The sequence below is a fragment of the Micromonospora sp. NBC_01655 genome (assembly GCF_026339755.1).
Classification (GTDB): Bacteria; Actinomycetota; Actinomycetes; order Mycobacteriales; family Micromonosporaceae; genus Micromonospora.
In genome coordinates, this window is the sequence record NZ_JAPEQF010000001.1 from 453,489 (window position 1) to 475,115 (window position 21,627).

Below are 21,627 nucleotides of genomic sequence, written 5' to 3' on the forward strand. Positions count from 1 at the left end.
CCACCACTGCGCGTCACCACTGCGCCCGGCGTGAAGTCGCTCCGCCGCGCCGCCGGGTCACCCATTCACCACGCCGACGTGTCCGAGATCGTGTCCGGCGGCCCGCAGCGGCGCGAGCTGGGCGACCTCCCGGGGCAGCAGGGTGATGCCGGTCTCCCGGCAGAGCCGGTCCAGCCGGTCGAGCACGTCCGCGTCGACGGTGCTCGCCGCCAGCCCGACCAGCGCCTCCACCACGTCCCGGCGGTCCCGTCCGGCGGCGCCCGCCTCGACCGCGGCGGCGAACCACTCCGCCGCCAGGTCCCGGTCCCCCCGGTGCAGGGCGATGTTCGCCTCGATCAACGCGCAGACCGCGTCCTCGAACCGGGCGTCCGCGACCCGGCCACGGGCGTCCCACCCGAAGGCCGGCCGGCCACCGGCCAGAGCCGCCCCGAGGGCCGCGTCGCCCGCCGCGCACGAGCGGAGGCCGGACAGCACCTCGGTCGCCTCGTCCGGGCGCCCGTCCTGGGCCAGCGCCAGTCCGACGGTGCCGACGGCCCGGCGGCGGTGTCCCGGATCACCGAGCTCCGCCACCCCGGCCAGCACCCGTCGGCCCTGCGCCACGGCATCGGCGTACCGGCCCTCCAAGCGGGTCACCTCCGCCAGACTCGCCCGGGCCAACACCCTCAGTCGCCGCTCGCCGCACTGCGCGGCCAGTCGGTCCACCGCGGCCAACCGGCGGCGGGCCCCGGCCAGGTCGCCCAGCCGGGTCTCGTGCCAGGCCAGATTGTTCTGCGCCACGGCCATGTCGCGTACCCGGCCGTGCCGGGTGGCCAGGGCGAGAACGGCGAGCGCCTGTTCCCGCGCCTCGTCGTGCGCGTCGGTGGCGACCAGCAGCGCGCCGAGCACCGTACGCGCCTCCAGTTCGCCGGTCACGTCGCCGACCCGGTGGAACACCGCCCAGGCCCCCCGCGCCGCCGGCAGTTCCTGCTCTGCGGCCCCGTGCTCGGCGGCCAGCCGGGCCGCCCCGAGCGCGGCCCACGCGCGCAGCATCGGGTCGGCGTCAGCGGTACGCGGGTCGGCCAACAGCCGGCACAGCCACTGCCGCCCGAGGACGTTGCGCCCCCGGAACCGCCACCAGCGGGCCAGTCCGGCGGCCAGCCGCAGCGCGGTGACCGGGTCGTCGACCGCCGCGTGGGCCAGAGCGGCGGTGATGTCGCCGGTCGCCTCGTCGAGCCGGCGTACCGCCGAGGTGAGCTGGGAACCTGCCAGGTCGGCAACGGTACGGCCCACCAGCCGTGAGAAGACCTCGGCATGCCGCCGCCGGACGACGCTCAGCTCGCCGGCGCCGATGGCCTGCTCGGCGGCGAACTCCCGCACCGCGTCGAGCAGCCGGAACCGGAACGGCCCGGCACCGCGCACGCTGAGCAGGCCGAGCTGGAGCAGCCGGTCCAGCAGCGGCACCGGGTCGACCGACACGGTGCCCTCCGGGTCGGCGTCGTCGGCGAGCATCTCCTCCGCCAGCTCCACGGACCAGCGGTTGCGGAACGCGGAGAGCCGGCGCAGCGCCGCCCGCTCCTCGGGCGCGAGCAGGCGGTAGCTGGCTGCCACCGCGTCCCGCAGGGTGACCGGCGCGCCGCCCCCCGCCCCGCCCGACGCCGCCGGCCCGGGTACCGCACCGCCCGGTTCCGCCGGCCTGCCGCCCACCGCAGGGCCGCCGTCCATCGCAGGGCCGCCGTCCATCGCAGGGCCGCCGTCCATCGCAGGGCCGCCGTCCATCGCAGGGCCGCCGTCCATCGCAGGGCCGCCGGGCCCGGCCGAACCGGCGGGCCGCCGGATGGCCGCCGGGTCCGGCGGCCGAGGGGCGTGCGCCCCGCCGGGCTCGGACGCCGCCCACCCCGGCCCGGGCGCCGGCACCGGGGAGGTGGCGAGGTCGAGGACGCGATCGCCGTACCGGTCGAGCAGTTCGTTGAGATCGAGGATGCGTCCCCGGGCGGCCATCAGCTCGATGGCCAGCGGCAGCCCGCCCAGCCGGCGGGCGAGCGCGGCGAGGGCCGGCAGCTCGGCCGGGTCCGGTGGCTCCCGCCGTACCCGGGCCAGGCGCGCGGTGAACAGCGCCACCGCCGGGTAGCCGGCGAGGACGTCGGGTTCCGCCGGGTCGAGCTCGGGCGGGGGAACGTCCAGCGGCGGCACCGGCCAGACCCGTTCGCCCGGCACACCGACCGGATGCCGGCCGGTCACCAGGATCCGGAGCATGGGCACCGCCCGGGCGAGCCGGTGCAACGCCTCGGCCACCGGGTCCGGCGCACGTTCCACCGCGTCGATCAGCAGCAGCGCCGGGCGGCCGGCGAGCCGGACGGCGAGGTCCGGGGGGCGGGCGCCGCCGAACACGGCCGCCACCGCCGAGAGCACGTCGGCGGTGTCCGAGCCCTCCCCGACGAGCACCCCGGCCGCGCCCCCCGGCGCCCGGCCGGCGACGGCGTGGGCCACCGCCAGGGCCAGCGCCGTCTTGCCCACCCCGGCCAGTCCGACGAGGCTGACCACCGGTGGACCGTGGCCGGCGGTCAGCAGCTCGACGAGCTCGGCCACGTCCTGCTCCCGACCGATCAGCTCGACCGGTGGCGGAAGCGCGATCGACGTACCGGCGGACTGGGTGCCCGGCGGCGGCCCGGCGCCGACGGCCGGGGGCGGTCGCCACGACGGCCTGGCGGCGGGGGCGGACCGGGCCGGGACCGCGCCCCGGGCGGCGGCGGTGAACTCCGCGAGCGCCGGACCGGCCAGGGCCAGCGCGCCGGCGAGCAGCTCGACGGTGGTCCGTTGCGGTCGCGCGGACCGACCGCGCTCCAGGTCGCGGACCGTGCGCACGCCGATGCCCGCCCGGGACGCCAGCTCGGCCTGAGTGAGACCGGCCGCGCGCCGGTACGCGCGCAACAGGTCCGACAGGCCGGTACGACCGTCCGCACCCGGCGAACGATCATGATCGGGAGCCATGGGCAGGAAGGGTACGGATCGGGTGTGACGGCCGGCAGGCAACCGTCGCCCTGCCGACGCCTCCGGACACGGATATCCGACAGTGCCGCAGTGGTTGCGGTCGGCGGGGCCGTCGCCGGGCCGCAGGCGTCAGCGCGGGCCCCCGCCGTTCACAGGCCGAGGTCGCGGGCGATGATCATGCGCTGGACCTCGCTGGTGCCCTCGCCGATCTCCAGAATCTTCGAGTCGCGCCAGAACCGGGCCACCGGGTACTCGTTCATGAAGCCGTAGCCGCCGTGGACCTGGGTGGCCTCGCGGGCGTTGTCCACGGCGATCGTGCTGGCGTGCAGCTTGGCGATCGCCGCCTGCCGCTTGAACGGCTCGCCGGCCAGCATCCGGGCGGCGGCGTCGTAGTACGCCAGACGGGCGGTGTGCGCCTTCAGCTCCATGTCGGCGATCTTGAACTGGATGGCCTGGTAGTTGCCGATCGGTTGGCCGAACGCCTGGCGCTCCTTCGCGTACTTCAGCGACTCGTCGACGCAGCCCTGGGCGAGACCGACGGCGAGGGCGGCGATGGCGATCCGGCCCTCGTCGAGGATGCGCAGGAACTGGGCGAAGCCCCGCCCTCGCTCGCCGAGCAGGTTGGCGGCCGGGACCCGGCAGTCGTCGAAGGTCAGCTCATGGGTGTCCGAGGCGTTCCAGCCGACCTTGGAGTAGCCCGGGGCGACCGTGAAGCCGGGGGTGCCGGACGGCACGATGATGGTGGACAGCTCCTTGCTGCCGTCCGGCCGGGTGCCGGTGACGGCGGTGACCGTCACCAGGGCGGTGATGTCGGTGCCCGAGTTGGTGATGAACGCCTTCGAGCCGTTGATCACCCACTCGTCGCCGTCCAGCACCGCCCTCGTCTGGGTGCCACCGGCGTCCGAGCCGGTGCCGGGCTCGGTGAGGCCGAAGCCCGCGAGGGCCTCGCCGCTGACCAGCTTCGGCAGCCACCGTGCCTTCTGCTCGGCGGTGCCGAAGCGGAAGATCGGCATCGCGCCGAGGGAGACCGCCGCCTCCAGGGTGATCGCCACGCTGGAGTCGACCCGGGCCAGTTCCTCCAGGACGAGGCAGAGGGCGAAGTAGTCGCCGCCCATGCCGCCGTGCTCCTCGGGGAAGGGCAGGCCGAACAGGCCCATCTTGCCCATCTGCCGGACCACCTCGTACGGGAAGGTGTGCTTCTCGTAGTGCTCGGCGATCACCGGCGCGACCACCTCCCGGGCGAAGTCCCGGACGCTCTCCCGCAGCGCCTCTTGCTCCTCGGTGAGCCGGAAGTCCATCGGTTCCTCCTGTATGGGTTCCTCCGCCGGGCGCTCGTGACGCCGACGGGTGGGGGTGGTTCCGGGTGACGGTGGCGGTGCGGGCCCCTGGGGTGCGGGGCGGTCAGACCGGGGTGACGCCGTGCCGGCGGCGGGAGAAGTGCCGGTCCTTGGTGCGGGCGGCGACGAACCGCCGGACCAGCTCGGCACGCAGCTCGTGCGGCTCGACGATCGCGTCGACCACCAGCTCGCTGGCGAGCCGGACGACGTCGATGTCCCGCTCGTACTCCTCGCGCTTCGCGGCGACGAAGGCGGCCCGCTCGGCCTCGTCGGCGATGGCCGCGATCTTGTTGGCGTAGACGGCGTTGACGGCGGCCTCCGCGCCCATCACCGCGATCTTCGCGGTGGGCAGGGCGATCGTGGCGTCCGGCTCGAAGCCGGGGCCGGCCATCGCGTACAGGCCCGCGCCGTACGCCTTGCGCACCACCACGCAGATCTTGGGTACGGTCGCCTCGGAGATCGCGGTGATCATCTTCGCCCCGTGCCGGATGATGCCCTGCTTCTCCACCGCGCTGCCGACCATGAACCCGGGCACGTCGGACAGGAACAGCAGCGGCACGTTGAACGCGTCGCAGAGCTGCACGAACCGGGTCGCCTTGTCGGCCGAGTCGACGAAGAGCACCCCGCCCTTGAACATCGAGTTGTTACCGACCACGCCGACGACCTGGCCGTCCAGCCGGCCGAAGCCGATGGTCAGCTCCTTGGCCCAGAGCGCCTGGATCTCGAAGAAGGAACCGTCGTCGAGCAGCCCCCGGACGTACCGGCGCATGTCGAACGCCTGCCGCTCGCTGGCCGGGACGAGCGCGGCCAGGTCGGCCCGCTCCGGCGCGGGCACCGCCTCGGCGGCCGGCGGCTGCTGCGTCCAGTTCGCCGGCAGGTACGACAGGTAGCGCCGGACCACGTCGAGCGCGTCCGCCTCCGTCTTGCAGAGGAAGTGCCCGACGCCCGACTCGGCGCAGTGCACCTTGGCGCCGCCCATCGCCTCCAGGGTGGTCTTCTCCCCGGTGACCATCTCGACCATCCGGTCGGAGCCGAGGTACATGCTGGCGTTGCCGTCCACCATCGCCACCACGTCGCAGAACGCCGGGATGTACGCCCCGCCGGCCGCGCTCGGCCCGAACAGGGCGCACACCTGCGGAATCGAGCCGGAGGCGCGGACCTGGTTCCAGAAGATCTTCCCGGCGCCGCGCCGGCCCGGGAACAGGTCCACCTGGTCGGTGATCCGGGCACCGGCCGAGTCGACCAGGTAGACCATCGGCACCCCGGTCGAGTACGCCCGCTCGATGATCCGGATGATCTTCTCGACGGTACGCGCGCCCCAGCTCCCGGCCTTGACCGTGGAGTCGTTGGCCATCAGGCAGACCTGCCGGCCGTCGATGGTGGCGGTGCCGGTGACCACGCCGTCGGCGGGCAGGCCCTCGGCCAGCGCGTTGGCATACAGCCCGTCCTCGACGAAGGAGCCCTCGTCGACCAGGAGCGCCACCCGCTCGCGGGCGAAGAGCTTTCCCTTGGCGACGTTCGCCGCGTGGTACTTGTCCGCACCGCCGGCCCGGGCGCGCTTGCGCAGTTGCTCCAGTGCCTCACCGTCGAGCGTCACGCCGACTCCCTCGCCGCCTGACCGGCCGCGCGACCCGTGAGAATGCGCAGCAAGTGACCTGAACGATCGTTAGGCTAACGCATCCCCCCTCCCCCCTCCAACACCCCGCCCCACCCCCGCCCTATCGAGGTGTTGATCAAGAGGGTTACGTCGGGCTGAGCGAAAGTCCTGACGCAAACCTCTTGATCAACGAGGTCCATTCGGGGTGGGTGGGGTTAGGTGGGGAGGGGAGTTAGGCGGGTGCGGGGGCCGGCGCGGAGGACGCCGGAGGGGAGCTTCTTGCCGAGCAGGTGTTCGGCAAGTTCGGCGGCCTCGATCAGGGCGTCCAGGTCGATGCCCGTGTCGATGCCCATGTCGTGCAGCATGTGCACCGCCTCCTCGGTGGCCAGGTTGCCGCTGGCCCCCGGGGCGTACGGGCAGCCGCCGAGGCCGCCGACGCTGGCGTCGAACTCGGTGATCCCGAGCTCCAGCGCGGTCAGCAGGTTCGCCAGTGCCGTGCCCCGGGTGTTGTGGAAGTGCAGCAGCACCGGGACGTGGGCGTTGCGGTCGCGTACCGCGGTCAGCAGCTCGCGGACCCGGCGCGGCGTGCCCATGCCCGTGGTGTCGCCGAACGCGACCCGGTCCGCGCCGTCGCGGACCACCCGGTCGACGATGCCGGCGACCCGTCGGGGGGCCACGTCCCCCTCGTACGGGCAGCCGAAGCTGGTCGCCACGATCACTTCGGCGGTCGCCCCGGCCCCGTGCAGCAGGTCGATCAGCTCCGCGATGTCGTCGAGCGACTCGTCGGTGGACCGGTTGACGTTGCGCCGGTTGTGCGTGTCGCTGGCCGAGACCACCACCTCGATCTCGGTGAACCCGGCCGCGAGGGCGCGCTGCGCGCCCCGGGTGTTCGGCACCAGCGCCGAGTAGCGCACCCCGTCGACCCTCGCGGCCCGCTGCCACACCTCGTCCGCGTCGGCCATCTGCGGGATGGCCTTCGGGTGCACGAACGACACCGCCTCGATCCGGCGGACGCCGGTACGGGAGAGCGCGTCGATCAGCCGCACCTTGGCCCCGGTCGGGACCGGCTCCTCGTTCTGGAGCCCGTCGCGCGGCCCGACCTCGCGGATCGACACGGCTGCGGGCATCTGACTCATGGTCACCTCGCTGTGACGTCGGGTCGCCCGGACGCCGTCGCCCGGACGCCCCTCGTAGGGGCGGCAGACGGGCGACGCCGGACGACCGGTGGTCCCTCCAGGGAACCAGAACGTCGGGAGCGGACGCCAGACCGGCCCCCGGCCGGGTAAACGCGGAAGCGCGGCGAACCGCGCCGGACGGGAGACGCGCGCCGGGGCGAGCCGAGCCGCCTAGCAGCATTCCCAGTCGATGGCCGGACGCGCTGTGCGGCGCCCGCCCCGCCCGGGTGGCCCGTCCGGCCGACCCCGGGGGCCACGTTCGCCGGAACGGGGGACCGGACGGCCAGAATCCCCCCGGCGCATCGATCGGCCGCGCCCCGGATCGTTACGTTGGGCACGCCCCGACTCGCGACGGTGGGTTGGGGCGGCGAGGCGGCCGGCCGTCGGCCCGCCCCTCGCCACCCCCTCCGGGATCAGGGCTGCGACGGTCCTTCCAAGAGCTCCGCAGCACCCCGGAGCATGGCCGAGAGGGCGCCGGCGCACGCGACGGCGTCCTCTCGGCCCAGAAGCACGGCCATGGCGACCCCGCCCTCCGCGCCCAGCGACATGGATCGCAGCCACCGGACCACCCGCCGACGGTCGACGGGCCACCCGGCGCCGCCAATCGGTCTTCCTCTTGTCATTTCATCCATCCAGAGACGCAAGATGCACCGATGGAATTTCCACCGGTCGAATACGCACGTTCCGATAACTGCCGAACCGGCGGATCGCCGCCGCACCGGTCACGCGACGGGAACAACGACGCGGTCCGGACGGGGTACGCGCGGTTCTGGCCGGGTAGCCGCGGGCCAGGGCGGCCAAAGTAGATGATCGGCGCCGAATGACCGCAGCCCAGTAGCCGTACGGAATCGGAAAGCGGTCGGCCGCGTGGAATCAGACCGTCCTACCCGGACAGGCACCCGGCCAAAAACTGACCGTGGGCGCAGGAAAAGCGGGCCCGCCGTTGATCAGAGGGGGTACAAATACGGTTCCGAGTCATGTAGCTCTTGGAAGGACCGACATGACCCCGCACAACACCACGCCGTCCCCGGCGGGAGGGCAGCATCAGCGGCACCGACTCGTCGCCCGCGCACGACTGGCCGCAGGCTACGAGTCCCGGTACGGCTCGGCGGCGGTCTCCGCGTACGGGCTGGCGGTCCGCGACGTCGTCGAGGGCTGCCCGGAGATCGGACCGATCGACACGTGGAGCAAACTGTCCGAACGGATCTGCCGGGACCGGCCCGGACGGAACCGGGACGCCCTGCGCAAGCGGCTCTCCCGGCACTTCACCACGGAGACCAAGGGCCCGCCGTGGCCGACGGTGGTCCTGGTCGTGGAGTACACGGTGCCGAGGGCCGACCGCGACGCGACGCTGGACCGCCTCGGGCGGCTCTACGAGGCGGCCCGGGAGGAGAGGCCGCCGTCGCGGGGCCGCGAGCCGGCCGGACCGGTCCACCCCCACGCCGGCGCCCACCCGAACGACGGCGACGGCAGTGGCGGCAACGGTGGCGGCGGCGGCGAGGACGGGCTGCGGCGGGAGAACGCCTCGCTGCGCCGGAGGCTGGCCGCCAGCCAGGCCGAGAACGACCTGCTGCGCGCGGCCCTTCGCGCGCCGGCCCGGCCGGCGGTGCGGGGACACTCGCGACACCGGCCGCTCGGCGGCGAGCCCCGCCCGGAGGACGTGCCGCGACAGCGGGAGTCCTCGGCCCCGGGCGGGACGCCGCGCGGAGGCTGGAACCCCGGGCGCTTCCCCGCCGGGCCGGCCCCGACCAACGAGGCGCCCGCCGGGCGGCACCGGTCACCCCGGGTCGACCCGGTCTGGCTCACCGTCGGCCCCGCCCCAACCCCGCTCCCGTAACGCCGTCGGGGACGTCCGGACAGAGGTGATCAAGAGGTTTGCGTCGGCGCAGGACGAAACCCCGACGCAAACCTCTTGATCAACGCGGGTGGGCGGGCGGGTTGGGTGGGGCGGGTTAGCGCATGCGGGGGACGATGCCGGTGTCGTAGTCGCCGGAGAGGAATTCCTCGTTCTCCAGTAGCTCCGCGTGGAACGGGAGGTTGCATTTCGGGCCGGCGATCTCGAAGGCCGCCACCGCCGCCCGGGCCCGCTCTACAGCCTCTGCCCGGTCGCTGCCGCTGACGATGAGCTTGGCCATCAGGCTGTCGTAGAACGGGGTCACCGTGTTGCCGGCGACGTAGCCGGAATCGACCCGGACACCCTCGCCCGTCGGCTCGTTCCAGGTCTTGATCGCGCCCGGGCCGGGCAGGAACCGCTTCGGGTCCTCGGCGTTGATCCGCAGCTCGATGGCGTGCCCGCGCGGGGCGAGCGCGTCCGGGTCGAACGTCGGAGCCAGGCCGGATGCCACCCGGAGCTGCTCCTCGACCAGGTCGACGCCGTAGACGTACTCGGTGACCGGGTGCTCCACCTGGAGCCGGGTGTTCATCTCCAGGAAGAAGAATTCTTCCGAGCCGGAGCCGGAGCCGTCGTCCGCCAGGTTCCGCTGACGGGGGACCAGCAGGCACTCGACGGTGCCCGCGTTGCGGTAGCCGACCGCCTCGCCCGCGCGCACCGCGGCGGCGAGGAAGCGCTCGCGCAGCTCCGGCGAGACCGCCGGGGACGGGGACTCCTCGACCAGCTTCTGGTTGCGCCGCTGCACCGAGCACTCCCGCTCGCCGAGCGCCACCACCCGGCCGTCGGCCAGGCCGAGGATCTGCACCTCGACGTGGCGCACCCGGGGGAAGTACCGCTCGATCAGCACCGAGCCGTCGCCGAACATCCGCTCGGCGAACGCGCGCACCTTGTCGTACTCGATGCGCAGCGCGGCCTCGTCGGTGGCCACGCCCATGCCCATGCCGCCGCCGCCGGCCGCCGCCTTGACCATCACCGGGTAACCGATCTCGGTGGCGGCGGCGACCGCCGCGTCCAGGTCGGCCGCCGGGTCGGTGGTGCCCGGCGCGACCGGGACCCCGGCCGCCGCCATCAGGTTCCGGGCGTTGATCTTGTCGCCCATCGCGGTGATCGCGTCCGCGCCGGGCCCGACCCAGACCAGCCCGCTGGCCTCGACGGTACGGGCGAACTCGGCGTTCTCGGACAGGAAGCCGTAGCCGGGGTGGATCGCCTGCGCGCCGGTCGACTTGGCGGCGGCGAGGATCGCCTCGACGTTGCGGTAGCTCTGGGCCGGATTGGCCGGGCCGACACAGACCGCCTCGTCGGCCTCGGTGACGAACGGCAGGCCGGCGTCCGCCTCCGAGTACACCGCGATCGCGCGGATCCCGAGCCGCTTCGCGGTACGGATGATCCGGCGGGCGATCTCGCCCCGGTTGGCGACCAGCAGCGACTCGATCATGTTCTCCTCCAGCGTCCAAAGGGTGGGACGGTGCAAGGGAACCATGGGTGGGCCGGTACGCACGAGTCAAGCGCCGCAGGTCCGGGTCCGGAGCAGGCCGGCCCAGGACGGACCGGCGACGACAGGTGGCGGCGTGACCCGGGCGGGCTCAGGCGGCCGTCTCGGCCAGCAGGGCGGCCAGGGTGGCGGCGCGCAGCAGGGCGGCCCGGCGCCGCCGGTCCACCTCACCGCCGAGGAACGGCGTCGAGTTCATCAGGCCGAACGCGGCGTGCGCCAGGACCCGCGCCTCGCTGGCCGGCAACCCCGGGTGCAGCGCGGTCAGCACGGTCACCCACTCCTCGACGTACATCCGCTGGAGCCGGCGGATGCGGCGACGCGGCTCGTCCGGCAGCCGGTCCAGCTCGTGCAGGTGCAGCGCGATCACGGCCGGATTGGCCAGCGCGAACTCGACGTGGAAGTCGATCAGCGACTCCAGCGTTCCGCGCGGGTCGTCCGGGTGGCCGGCGGCCCGCTCCCGCCCGCCGTCGAGCAGCCCCTCGCTGACCGGGACCAGCGCGGCGACCAGCATCGCCTCCTTGCCGGCGAAGTGGTGGTAGAGGGCGGGGCCGGTGACGCCGGCGGCGGCGCCGATGTCGTCCATCGACACGCCGTGGTAACCCCGCGAGGCGAAGAGCCCGACCGCGATCTCCAGGATCTCGTCCCGCCGGGACCGCCGCCGACCCGTACCCGTCACGCCGCCCGCCGCCCCCCGTGCCCGCTGCTCCACACTCACCGGGCAAGCCTAGACCCGCCCCAGGACGAAGTGGGTCTCGGTTATCCGTCGGTCACATCAGCCGGGAGCCGGCCGGGCGGCTCCCGGCCCGGTCAGTCCTCCTCGTCGGCGGTCAGCCCGTGCTCCGCGCGGACCGCCGCCGCGTCGTCCGGGCGGCCCAGCTCGTCGAGCGACCCGGCCAGCAACCAGGCAGCCCGGATGGCCGGCCGGGAGCCCGGGGGCAGCCCACCCAGCACCTCGCGCAGCAGCGGCTCGGCCTCGCCGGGGCGGCCGGCGCGCATCAGCGTCTCGCCGGTGAGCAGCTCCACCCGGGCCGCCTCGCCGAATGCCTCGATCGACCGCAACCGGGCCGGGATCCCGGCCAGCCGGTCCAGCGCCTCGTCCGGTCGGCCCGCGCCGGCCAGCACCCGGGCCGCCACCTCGGCGGCCAGCGCCACCTCGTACGTCACCACCGGCGGCGGCTCCGGCTGACCGGACAGTGCGCTCGCGAGCCCGTCGCAGACCTCCACCGCGCTGACGGCCGCCGGCACGTCGCCCGCCCAGGAGAGCGCGTCCGCCTCCCGACGGCGGGCGCGTAGCTCGTCGACCGGCGCGCCGCCCAGCCGGTACGCCGTCGCCGCCTCGGCGAACCGCTGCCCGGCCAGCGCGTCCCGGTCGGCGTCGTAGAGCAGGCCACCGGCCTCCTCCAGCACCTGCGCCCGGCGCGGCAGGTTGTCCGGCCCGTCGAGGTTGCGGGCCAGCAGGTCCAGCAGGGCCAGCGCCGGTTCCAGCTCGCCCAGGTCGACGTAGATCCCGACCAGCAGGTGTCGGCAGCGGTCCGCCTCGGCCTGCGCCCCGAGCCGGTCCAGCCCGAGCACCGCCTCCTCGGCCACCTCGGCCGCCTCCGCGGGCCGCCCGGCGACCCGGTACGCGTTCGCCAGCTCCCAGCGCAGGAAGGCGTCCCCGTCGGCGCCCTGCTCCACGCAGAGGGTGACCGCCTCGGCGAAGTCCTCCACCGCCTCGGCCGCCCGCTCCGCCGCCAGCAGCGCCCGGGCCCGGAACACCCGGACCGGGAGCCGGGCGCCGGGCGGTGCGGTACGCAGCGCCTCGTCGCAGGCCGCCACCGTCTCGGCGGGGTCGTCCGCCGCCCGGGCGTACGCGAGCGCGGCGGCCGTGACCAGCTCGTCGACGCCCACCTCCCGGGCGAGCCGGCGGGCCTGCCCGGCCGCCGCCCGGAACTCCTCCGGCCGGTCCAGCTCCTCCAGCACGTGCGCGCGGTGCAGCGCAGCCCGGGCGGCCAGCCACGGATCGTCGTACTCCTCGGCGGCGGCCCGGTCGGCGGCGGCCAGCGCCTCCGCCCAGCGTCCGAGGTGCGCCAGCGCCAGGGCGAGCCGGTCGTGCGCGGCGGCCCGCTCCCGGGCGTCGCCGTGCGCGGCGAGGAAGGCGGCGGCCTCCCGGACCAGCGCCAGTCCCTCCTCGGCCTCCCCGGTCATGCAGAGCAGCACCCCGAGCCGGCCGGCCACCACCTGCACCCGGACCGGGTCGCCCAGCTCCCGGTACGCGGCCAGCGCCGCCCGGTTCGCGTCCCGCGCCGCCTCCGGGCCGGCGGTGTGGGTCAGCTCGCCCGCCCGCAGCTCCAGCCGGCGCGCCGATCTCCGGGGCGACGCCTCAGCCGCGCCGCATCGCTCGTCGTACGCCGCCAGGACGGCGGTGAGCCCCGACCGACGGTGGGTGCGCAGGCACTCGTCGGCCAGGTCGAGCAGCTCGTCGGCGGTGGCGTCGGCCGGGACGGTCGGCTCCTCGGCCGGGGGTGCCGCCGGCTGCGGGGGGCGGGCCGGGTCGGCCGGGCTGCGGCGCAGGCTGGCCGAGAGCGGCAGGTGCTCCCCGGCGGGCCCGGTGGCCAGTCGGCGGGCGATCCACTCCGACTGGTACGAGGTGCCGTTGCGGGCATCGAACCGGGCGGCCAGCGCCGTCGCCGTGTCGGTCAGCTCGACGGCCAGAGCGGCGGCCGACACCTCGCCCGCCGGCCGGTCCCCGGCCGCCCGCCGGTGCAGCGTGACGTCCCCGGCCCCGGCGGCCCGACGCAGCGCGGCGGCGGCGGTGGCCGCGAAGTGCATCGCGGCGGCCGGGGTGGGCGCCCGGTCCAGCCAGTCCAGGTGCCGCTCGACGATCTCGACGGCCCGGGCCTCGTTGCCGGTCAGCGTGCAGAACTCGACGTGGTCCCCGATGTCCCACAGGTCCGACAGGTTGCCCCGCAGCCGCCGGTACGCCTCCCGGTGCGCGTTCCGGGCCGCGTCGCCCCGCCCCGTGCGCAGGTACGGCACGAGCAGCGCGGTGAGGATCGCCTGCGGCTGCTCCGTACAGGTCAGCCGACCGGCGAGGACCGGCTCGGCCAGCGCCACCGCCTCGTCGTGCCGGCCGACGTGGGCGAGGTGGGCGACCTGGGTGGTGGGGTCGCAGCCGGCGCAGTCGGACAGCTCGTCGCGCGGGGCGGTCAGCCACTCCCGGTACCACCGCTCGGCGGCCCCGGCGTCGCCCACGTGGTCGGCGACCAGGTAGCGGTGCTTGTGCACGGCCTGGAGGCTGTGCCCGGCGTCCCGGTACCGGCGCTCCATGTCGTCGAGCACCGCGTACGTGCGGTCCAGCGGCAGCTCGGGGAACTTCAGCATGGCGTTGACCATGTACTTGAAGTGCCAGAGGAGCTGGTGGGCGTAGCCCTGGTGGTACGGCTGCGGGTCCCGGTCGAACTCGGCCAGGCACCAGGAGAAGGTGACGAAGGACTTGGCCGGTTCACCGCCGTAGACGTACCCGGTGGTGGCCTGCATCCGGGCGGCGAACGCCAGGTGCCGGTCGTCGCCGGTGTCGGCCCGGCGCAGCAACTGTTCCAGGGCGGCCGTCCGCCCGGCCCCGTACGGCATACCGGTGGTCTCGTGCAGCATCCGCCACAGGTCGTCCTCGCTCATCGCGGCCTCACTCCCGTCCCGGTACGGCCCGGCCGAGCAGGCCGAGGAAGGAACTGTTCAGCAACGCGGCGTCGGCCGCGCGGATGGGATGGTGCCCGAGCAGCAGGGCCTGTCCGTACAGCGCCTCGACGGCGAGCCCGACCAGCTCCGGGTCGTCGAGGGTGGTGACCCGGCGGACCAGCGGGTTGCGGTGGTTGAGCACGAGCTGCGGGCGGTCCGGCGGGGCGGACGCGGCGAGCGCGTCGAGCACCCCGCCCCACAGCTCGTCGGCCCGGTCCCGGGTCGCGGCGAGCTGGTCGTTGAACGCCGCCGACCGGCTGACCAGGTAGAGCGCCGGCAGCGACACCGGGTCGTACGCCCGCACCACCACCTCGCAGCCGAGCCGCTCCAGGGCCCGCTGCGCCCCGGCGAGGAACGGCCGCAGGGCCAGCTCCACCTGCGGGTCGAGGGCGTCGAAGCGGGTGGTCAGGTCGCTGGGCTCCAGCCGCTCGATGAGCACCGACCGGTCCACCGCCGGCAGCCGCTCGATCAGCTCGGTGTCGTACGTGTAGCCGGCGTTGACCACGGCCAGGTCCTGCGCGGCGGCGACCGCGGCGAGCTGGCGGAACTCGTCCAGGCTGGCGGCGTACCGGATCAGGCCGTGCCGCTGGCGGAACTCCGCCAGGGTGAGCGTGCCGACGTTGGTGTCCATCGGCCACCACTGGTCGACCAGGCGGAGCATCTCGTCGTCGTGCAGGGCGAGCGCCTTGACCCCGAGGTGGTGCACCTGGAGGAACTCGGCGAGCCGGCGCGGATCGTGCCGGGCCAGCCGGACCAGCCAGCCGCGCACCTGCTCGCCGAGCGCCTCCCGGGTCGCGGTCAGCAGGGTGTCCTCGTAGAGGGCCTCGCGGCTGGCGGTGGGGCGCAGCTCGCTGGCGTCCACCACGCAGTGGGCGAAGAACGCCCAGTCGGGCAGCAGCCCGTCGGCGTGCTCGGTGAGCAGCATCCGCTTCAGGTACACCCGGTGGCCGGCGCGGGCGGCCGGGTTCACCGGGGTGGGCAGGACGAACGCGACGCCGGTCAGCCCGGCCTCCGGCACCGACAGCGGCACCACGTCGAACGGGTCGACGCCGAGGAGCTGCCGGGCGTACCGGAGCAGGGCCGGGCGGTCGACGGGCGCGCCGGGTGCGGTCGGCCAGGGCGGGTCCCCGGCGGTGGTGACCACGTTGCCGACCCGGACGGTGACCGGCAGCAGCGAGCCGTAGAGCCGGGCCAGGTCGGTGACCGTCGCGGTGCCGAACCACTGGTCGGCGTCGCGGCGCGGCACCAGGGTCACGGTCGTCCCCGGCTCGGCCCGCCGCTGCCCGGCCGGGGCGGTCGCCACGGCGTACCGGCCGTCGGCGTACCCGGTCCAGAGCACGGTCGGCTGGTCGGCGTGCCGGGTGACCACCCGGATCTCGTCGGCGACCAGGAAGCAGGAGAGCAGCCCGATGCCGAACTGGCCGAGGAACTCGTGCCGGGAGAAGCCCAGCTCGTCCCGCTTCGAGCTGCGGCCGATGGTGGCCAGCAGCTCGTGCACCTGCGCCTCGGTGAGCCCGATGCCGGTGTCGTGCACCCGCAGCGTGCCGTCGCCGGTCAGCTCGGGCGGCTCGATCCGGACCAGCGCCGGGGCGTCGGGCTCCGTGGCCCGGCGCGCGGTGATCGCGTCCACCGCGTTCTGCAGAAGCTCACGGACGTAGACCCGTGGGCTGCCGTAGAGATGATGACTGAGCAGGTCGACCACGCCTCGGAGGTCGACCTGGAAGGTGCGGTCCACGCCTGCTGCTCCCCGGTCCGGTGCCGGCGCTCACCGTACCGGTGACCACCAACGGCCGGCTGCCCCCGTCCGCCGTGGCTCGGCCCTCGACCAGGTGGAGCCCGCAGAGCCGGCCGGATGACCTACCACCCACCCCACCCAGCGCCGAACCCCGGACAGCCGACCGGACGACCCCTAGCCTGGAGGCCGGGGGCGAGAGGCAGGCCCGGAGGCGGCCGGGGAGCGGGGCCGGCAGGCTGGCGGACGGAGGGCCACGTGGTCGACGACGGAGCGGGTGGGCGTCCGCTGCTGCTGGCAGCGGTCCTGCTCGGCGGGGCCGGCATCTTCGACGTGCTGGGCGGCGTCGGCGAGCTGACCGGCGACCCGTACGTCTCGATCGAGGGCGGCGGGATGTACCACTACGACATCACCGGCTGGGCGTGGCTGCACCTCGCGGCCGGGGCACTGGCGGCGGGGGCCGGCGTGCTCGTCCCGCTGGACCGGCGCTGGTCCGCCCGCCTCGCCCTGGTCGCCGTCGCCGCCCTCGTCGCATCGCACCTGCTGGTCCTGACATACCACCCGATCCAGACGGTGATCGTGATCGGGCTGGCCCTGGCCGCGGCCCGGCTGGTGCTGCGGCACCCGCGCCGGTCCGCAAGCTGACCATTTGGCCCTCGGCCGCAACCGGCGGATCACCGGCCCGGCAGGCAGACCTTGCCGGTGAAGGCCGGGTCCGGCTCCCGGTTCCCCCACCAGGCGGGGTTGGCCGAGATCGCCAGCGGCGGCGCCTGCCAGCCGGCACCGAGCTGCTGGACCAGCGGGTACTCGCGCCGGGTTCGGTGGATCGGCTCCCCGACGAGGAAGTTGACCAGGCGGTCCTGGACCAGCGACCGGTTCAGCAGACCCCCGTGCACGCCGGGTAGCTGGAACACCGGAATCCGGGTGTACTCCCCGGGCGGGGCCTCGGCGGCCGTGGTGGTGGGCAGGAACGCGACGATCCGGACGCCGGGCACCGGGCACATGAGGTGGTTGCGGTAGAATGGCGCGTCGTCGAGCAGCGACCGGATGAAGGGCTGATCTGGGCCGTCGCCCGGCCCGGTGGCGAGGCTGACCAGCCCGAAGATGGCTCGAAGCTGGAATCCGGTGACAACGCCGTACCCGTGGCGCTCGCCGGCAGGCGGGTAGTACGCCCGGCCGGCGTTGATCAGCGGGCTGAACATCACCAGCGTGTCGACCACCGGATGGGGCCGCCGGGCGAGGTAGGTGCGGGCCACGAGCGCGCCCTCGCTCTCGCCGATCAGCGCGATCCGCCGGCCGGTACGGCGGTGCAGGCGGTCCACCTGCTCCTCGAGCAGCCCGACGCTCTCCGTCACCGAGATGGTCGTGTCCTGTGCGCCGTACGGCAGGGGCTTCCCGTCGGGGCCCAGCCCCCGGTAGGAGAACATCTCCACCCTCGGGTCGGACGGCTGCTCGCCCCCGTAGTCGGAGGCGTAGCCGGCAAGGATGATCACTGCCTGGGGCACCTCGGGCGGCAGAGGCCGGCCGAGCACCACGCTCTCGATCCGCTGCTGGCCGCCGGGCACCACCTCCACCAACCACGGGATCAGCAGCGGCACGGCGAGCGCCAGCAGGGCCACGAGCGGCGTCACCGGCACCCGGGCCCACCGCACCCGGGGCGCGAGGAGAGCCGCCCGCACCGTCCGGTTCCACAGCAGCCCGTTCGCCACGCCCGCCGCGGTCGCCACCGGCACCGTCCACCAACGCGGCACGCTCCACGCCAGCGCGCCGGCCACCGTGAGCACCACGAAGTTCAGCAGCGACCAGCCCACCAGGGCGGTCGAGGGCAGCCCTCGCCACCACGGACCGACCACGGCGGTCCGTTGCAGGAACGGCGCGAGCAGGAACATCGGCAGCAGGGACGCGAGCAGCACCCAGGACAGCGCCACCACGGACGCGGCCACCGAGACCACCGCCCACGGCGCGACGAGGACCGTGATCACCATGGCGAGACCGACGTTGCGCCGCAGCAACCAGCGCACCGGCGGGCGCCGCACCCCAACCGGCCAGGCCAGCACCACCAGCCCGGTGGTGTACACCCCCCGGCTCAGCACCACGAGGCACAGCCAGAACAGGAACGCGGGCCAGGAGTCGTGGTAGACGAACAGCCACCTCAGGTCGTGGTACGTGTCGTACGGCCAGACGGAGGTGTTCTGGGGCGCGAGCCCTTCGGCGGCCACGAAGTTCATCGAGACGAGGACGATGGCCTCGATCGTCGGGGGCAGGGCGGCCATCACCAGCAGCCCGACGGACCTCCGGTCCAGGGTCAGCACTCCGCCTCCTCGCCGCCGCCCGTCTGCTCTCCCCTCGCAGACTCCACCGGATGCGGGCCCGATGTCGGGGCATCCGGCACATTGGCCGCCCACAGGGCCGGACGCGGCCACGACCCGGCCGTCGCAGCCGAGGCGTCAGCACGACACCGGATGTCGGCACGACACCCGTGCCGGCCGGATCCGGCACCGGACTGCCCAACCATTTCCGGGTCGCCGAGCGTCTGCCTGGTGACGGGCGCGGGCGCCCCGGCCGGGGAGGAGGGACGCATGGGACCGACGACGGCTGATGACAACCGGGCCAGCTACGTGGCCTTCGTCGAGTCCCACCAGCTCCGGCTGCTCCGCTCGGCGTACCTGATCTGCGGGAATCAGCACCAGGCCGAGGACCTCCTCCAGGATGCGCTGCTCAAGCTCGCCCTGCGCTGGCCATCGGTGCGGGAGGGCGATCCGGCCGCGTACGTCCGGGCCATCCTCTACCGCGACGCCGTGTCGTGGTGGCGGCGCCGCCGCCGGGAACGGCTCAGCGAGTACCCGCCCGAGCAGCTGACCCGCGACCGCGACGGGGCGCTGCGGCTCGCGCTGCACGACGCGCTGGGACGATTGCCGCCACGCCAGCGGGCCGTCCTCGTGCTGCGCTACTTCGAGGACCTGACCGAGACGAGCACCGCCGAGGTGCTCGGCGTCACCGTCGGCACCGTCAAGAGCCAGTGCCATGCGGGCCTGCGCCGGTTACGCGAGGTGGCTCCGGAACTCGGCCGGGACGACGACCTGGACAACGGATTGGCGGTGAACCCGTGAACGAACAGGAGTTGCGCCGCCTGTTGACCGTCGCCGCCGAGGACGTGCGGCCGACCCGCCCGGCGGTGCACGCATGGCAACGGGCCGGCCGGACCCGGCGCACCCGGCGCGCCGTCGGCGCCGTCGCCCTGGCCGTCGTCCTGGTCACCAGCGGGACGCTGCTGGCCCTGCGGCCCTCCGTCCAGCCGGCACCGGCGGCTTCCGTGTCCCCCGGTCCGGACACCGCACCGGTCCGACGGATGCCGGCCGACCTGACCTACCCGGGCGACCCGCTCGGCCGGATCGGTGACCCGGCCACCCTGTCGCTCTCCAGCAGCCCGGTACGCCGGGCGCTGGCGCTCTACCAGCCGGTCAACGCGGACACCGGCGCCGAGGGGCGGATCCGGGTGCTCGGCGACGACGGCCTGGTACGCACCCTCGACGTGGTCACCCCGGCCCGGACCCGGGACGCCGCTGGCAACGAGGCGGTGCCGCTCAAGACCGGGAGCCTCTCCCCGGACGGCCGGTTCGCGGCGTTCGCGCAGACCGGCGCGGTGCTGGTGGTCGACCTGACCACCGCCGCCGTCCGGCAACTGCCGCTCGCCGGCTACCTGGAGCACGTGGCCTGGTCGGACGGCCGGCTGCTGGTCGGCGACGAGAGGAACACCTACCTGGTCGATCCCGGTTCCGGCAAGGCCGACAGGATCGCCGTCTCGCCCTGGGACCTGGTGACCCCGGATCCCGCCGTCGCGACGGGGACGCTCATCGAGGTCGGCGGCGTCCGGGACCAGCTTTCCCTGCGCAGCAGGTCGATGCCGGACGGCACGGTACGAACGCAGCACCCGGTCCGCAGCGCGGAGGCCGTGCGCCCGTACCAGGTCATCGAGTTCTACGGCCGTGGCTGGCAGCAGGGCGAACTGGTGGCCCGGTCCGGATGGATCACCGACGGTCGCGAGGAGGGAGCCGAGGGGGTGGCCGTGCTGGACAGCCGGACGGGCATGGTGACCCACCTGCTCAGCCTGGGCCGGGACCGGTGGAAGGGCTGCTGTGAGGTGCAGGGCTGGGAACCGGACGGGGACGTGGTGCTCCGGGTGCAGCCCGGCGGGCTGGTCCGCTGGCGGCCCCGCACCGGCGAGGTGACCGGGGTGGTCCGGGAGTTGGCCGGGGTCGTCTCGCTGGCCGGCTGAGAACCGCCCGTCCCGCGCGCCACGGCAGCGGCGCGCGGGACGGCGACGGGAGGTCAGCCGGCGAGGCCGCCCGGCTGGTCGCCCCTCACGACGGGGGCCCGGACCAGGTTGCCCCACTCGGTCCACGAGCCGTCGTAGTTGCGCACCTGCGGGTACCCGAGCAGGTGGCGCAGCACGAACCAGGTGTGGCTGGACCGTTCCCCGATCCGGCAGTACGCCACCACGTCGTCGGCCGGGCTCAACCCGAGCTGGTCGCGATAGATGGCGCGCAGTTCGTCGGCGGACCGGAAGGTCCCGTCGTCGTTCGCGGCGGACTTCCAGGGCTTGTTCACCGCGCCCGGGATGTGCCCGCCGCGCAGCGCGCCCTCCTGCGGGTAGTCCGGCATGTGCAGCATCTCGCCGGTGTACTCGCCCGGCGAGCGGACGTCGACCAGCGGCCGGCCGGCGGCCACATGCGCCATCACCTGCTCCCGGTACGCCCGGATCGGCGCGTCGTCGCGCAGCGGCACCGGATACTCGGCGCGGGGCCGGGTCACCCTGTCCCGGGTCAGCTCGCGCCCCTCGGCGGCCCACTTCTGCCGGCCGCCGTCGAGCAGCCGCACGTCGGCGTGCCCGAAGAGGGAGAAGACCCAGAGCGCGTACGCGGCCCACCAGTTGAAGTTGTCGCCGTAGAAGACGACGGTGTCGTCGCGGCCGATGCCCTTGGCGGCACACAGCTCGGCGAAGCTCCTGGCGTCCAGGTAGTCCCGGGTCACCTGGTCGTTCAGCTCGGTGTGCCAGTCGACCTTCACGGCACCCGGGATGTGCCCGGTGTCGTAGAGCAGCACGTCCTCGTCGGACTCGACCACCACCAGCCCCTCGTCGCCCAGGTGCTCGGCCAACCACTCGGTGGTGACCAGCCGCTGCGGGTCGGCGTACGACTGGAGGCGGGGGTTCGGATCACTCGACACAGGCATGAGCCCCAAGTTACGCCGGGTTCCCGTCCGTCCGCCCGGCATCGGCGCGGCGGTACACCAGCCGGCCGGCCACCACCGTGGCGAGGCAGCTCCCGTCGTCTGCGAAGACGGCCAGGTCGGCGCGTTCGCCGACGTCCAGCGCCAGCGTCCGTACCCGGTCGAGGACCGCGACGTCGCCACGGATCGCCGCCGTCCGCAGCTCCGGGTCCGTGAGGTGTGCGGCCGGCACCGCCGCCGCCCCGGCCCGGAACAGGGCGTGCACCCGCTCGCGCGGGGTGGGGGCGGCCGGCAGCGGCGCGTCGTGCACCAGCGCCGGCCCGAGGGTCCCGGCCCACCGCCGCACCCGCACCCCCGGGTACGCCGCCAGCAGCTCGGCCAGCGGTGCGACCGCCCCGATCCGGTGCCCGGTCACCAGCACGGCGTGGCCGGGCACCGGTCGGTCGTCGAGGGTACGGCGCAGCAGCGGCGCGGCGTGCAGGGTGGACAT

The 21,627-nt window shown here is 74.6% G+C and carries 15 protein-coding genes; 4 read left to right on the forward strand and 11 right to left on the reverse strand.

Features of this window, described 5'->3' with window-relative positions; translation table 11 throughout:
* Positions 1-57 precede the first annotated feature (57 nt).
* The 4 genes from OOK41_RS02290 to OOK41_RS02305 form a co-directional block, all read right to left on the reverse strand.
* Positions 58-2,967: a helix-turn-helix domain-containing protein gene (locus tag OOK41_RS02290; RefSeq protein WP_266262763.1), complete on the reverse strand. Its 2,910-nt coding sequence runs from the start codon at positions 2,965-2,967 to the stop codon at positions 58-60.
* Positions 2,968-3,116: 149 nt separating this feature from the next.
* The gene (locus OOK41_RS02295; protein WP_117668081.1) at positions 3,117-4,265 is read right to left on the reverse strand and encodes an acyl-CoA dehydrogenase family protein; all 1,149 of its coding nucleotides are present in this window, start codon (positions 4,263-4,265) and stop codon (positions 3,117-3,119) included.
* 103 nt (positions 4,266-4,368) lie between these two features.
* Positions 4,369-5,901 (reverse strand): acyl-CoA carboxylase subunit beta, encoded by a 1,533-nt coding sequence (locus tag OOK41_RS02300; protein WP_266262766.1) that lies wholly within the window; start codon positions 5,899-5,901, stop codon positions 4,369-4,371.
* A gap of 215 nt (positions 5,902-6,116) precedes the next feature.
* Positions 6,117-7,028, reverse strand: a complete 912-nt coding sequence (locus OOK41_RS02305; RefSeq protein WP_266262768.1) for a hydroxymethylglutaryl-CoA lyase — start codon at positions 7,026-7,028, stop codon at positions 6,117-6,119.
* Between the two features lie 1,048 nt (positions 7,029-8,076).
* On the opposite strand from OOK41_RS02305, the gene OOK41_RS02310 reads away from it, so the two are divergent.
* Positions 8,077-8,913: a hypothetical protein gene (locus tag OOK41_RS02310; RefSeq protein WP_266262770.1), complete on the forward strand. Its 837-nt coding sequence runs from the start codon at positions 8,077-8,079 to the stop codon at positions 8,911-8,913.
* Positions 8,914-9,028: 115 nt separating this feature from the next.
* On the opposite strand, the gene OOK41_RS02315 is transcribed toward OOK41_RS02310, so the two are convergent.
* From OOK41_RS02315 to OOK41_RS02330, 4 genes are all read right to left on the reverse strand, one after another.
* Positions 9,029-10,402, reverse strand: coding sequence for an acetyl/propionyl/methylcrotonyl-CoA carboxylase subunit alpha (locus tag OOK41_RS02315; RefSeq protein WP_266267711.1), 1,374 nt, complete (start codon positions 10,400-10,402; stop codon positions 9,029-9,031).
* 148 nt (positions 10,403-10,550) lie between these two features.
* Positions 10,551-11,174 (reverse strand): TetR/AcrR family transcriptional regulator, encoded by a 624-nt coding sequence (locus tag OOK41_RS02320; protein WP_117668086.1) that lies wholly within the window; start codon positions 11,172-11,174, stop codon positions 10,551-10,553.
* Positions 11,175-11,266: 92 nt separating this feature from the next.
* On the reverse strand, positions 11,267-14,116 hold the full coding sequence (locus tag OOK41_RS02325; protein ID WP_266262773.1) for a hypothetical protein: 2,850 nt from the start codon (positions 14,114-14,116) through the stop codon (positions 11,267-11,269).
* 7 nt (positions 14,117-14,123) lie between these two features.
* Complete coding sequence (locus OOK41_RS02330) at positions 14,124-15,911, reverse strand: HSP90 family protein (protein WP_117668088.1); 1,788 nt, start codon at positions 15,909-15,911, stop codon at positions 14,124-14,126.
* 255 nt (positions 15,912-16,166) lie between these two features.
* Between OOK41_RS02330 and OOK41_RS02335 the strand changes: the two genes are divergently transcribed.
* A complete protein-coding gene (locus OOK41_RS02335; RefSeq protein ID WP_266262777.1) occupies positions 16,167-16,553 on the forward strand; it encodes a hypothetical protein in 387 nt (128 codons plus the stop codon).
* 29 nt (positions 16,554-16,582) lie between these two features.
* On the opposite strand, the gene OOK41_RS02340 is transcribed toward OOK41_RS02335, so the two are convergent.
* The gene (locus OOK41_RS02340) at positions 16,583-18,220 is read right to left on the reverse strand and encodes a triacylglycerol lipase (protein ID WP_266262779.1); all 1,638 of its coding nucleotides are present in this window, start codon (positions 18,218-18,220) and stop codon (positions 16,583-16,585) included.
* A gap of 267 nt (positions 18,221-18,487) precedes the next feature.
* On the opposite strand from OOK41_RS02340, the gene OOK41_RS02345 reads away from it, so the two are divergent.
* Both OOK41_RS02345 and OOK41_RS02350 read left to right on the forward strand, forming a co-directional pair.
* Positions 18,488-19,018 (forward strand): SigE family RNA polymerase sigma factor, encoded by a 531-nt coding sequence (locus OOK41_RS02345; protein ID WP_117668090.1) that lies wholly within the window; start codon positions 18,488-18,490, stop codon positions 19,016-19,018.
* A complete protein-coding gene (locus tag OOK41_RS02350; RefSeq protein ID WP_266262783.1) occupies positions 19,015-20,184 on the forward strand; it encodes a hypothetical protein in 1,170 nt (389 codons plus the stop codon). Before OOK41_RS02345 ends, OOK41_RS02350 begins: the two co-directional genes overlap by 4 nt.
* Before the next feature lie 53 nt (positions 20,185-20,237).
* Here OOK41_RS02350 and OOK41_RS02355 read toward each other — a convergent pair whose 3' ends face one another.
* Both OOK41_RS02355 and OOK41_RS02360 read right to left on the reverse strand, forming a co-directional pair.
* Positions 20,238-21,140: a sulfurtransferase gene (locus OOK41_RS02355; RefSeq protein ID WP_117668120.1), complete on the reverse strand. Its 903-nt coding sequence runs from the start codon at positions 21,138-21,140 to the stop codon at positions 20,238-20,240.
* Between the two features lie 10 nt (positions 21,141-21,150).
* Positions 21,151-21,627, reverse strand: a complete 477-nt coding sequence (locus OOK41_RS02360) for a hypothetical protein (RefSeq protein WP_266262786.1) — start codon at positions 21,625-21,627, stop codon at positions 21,151-21,153.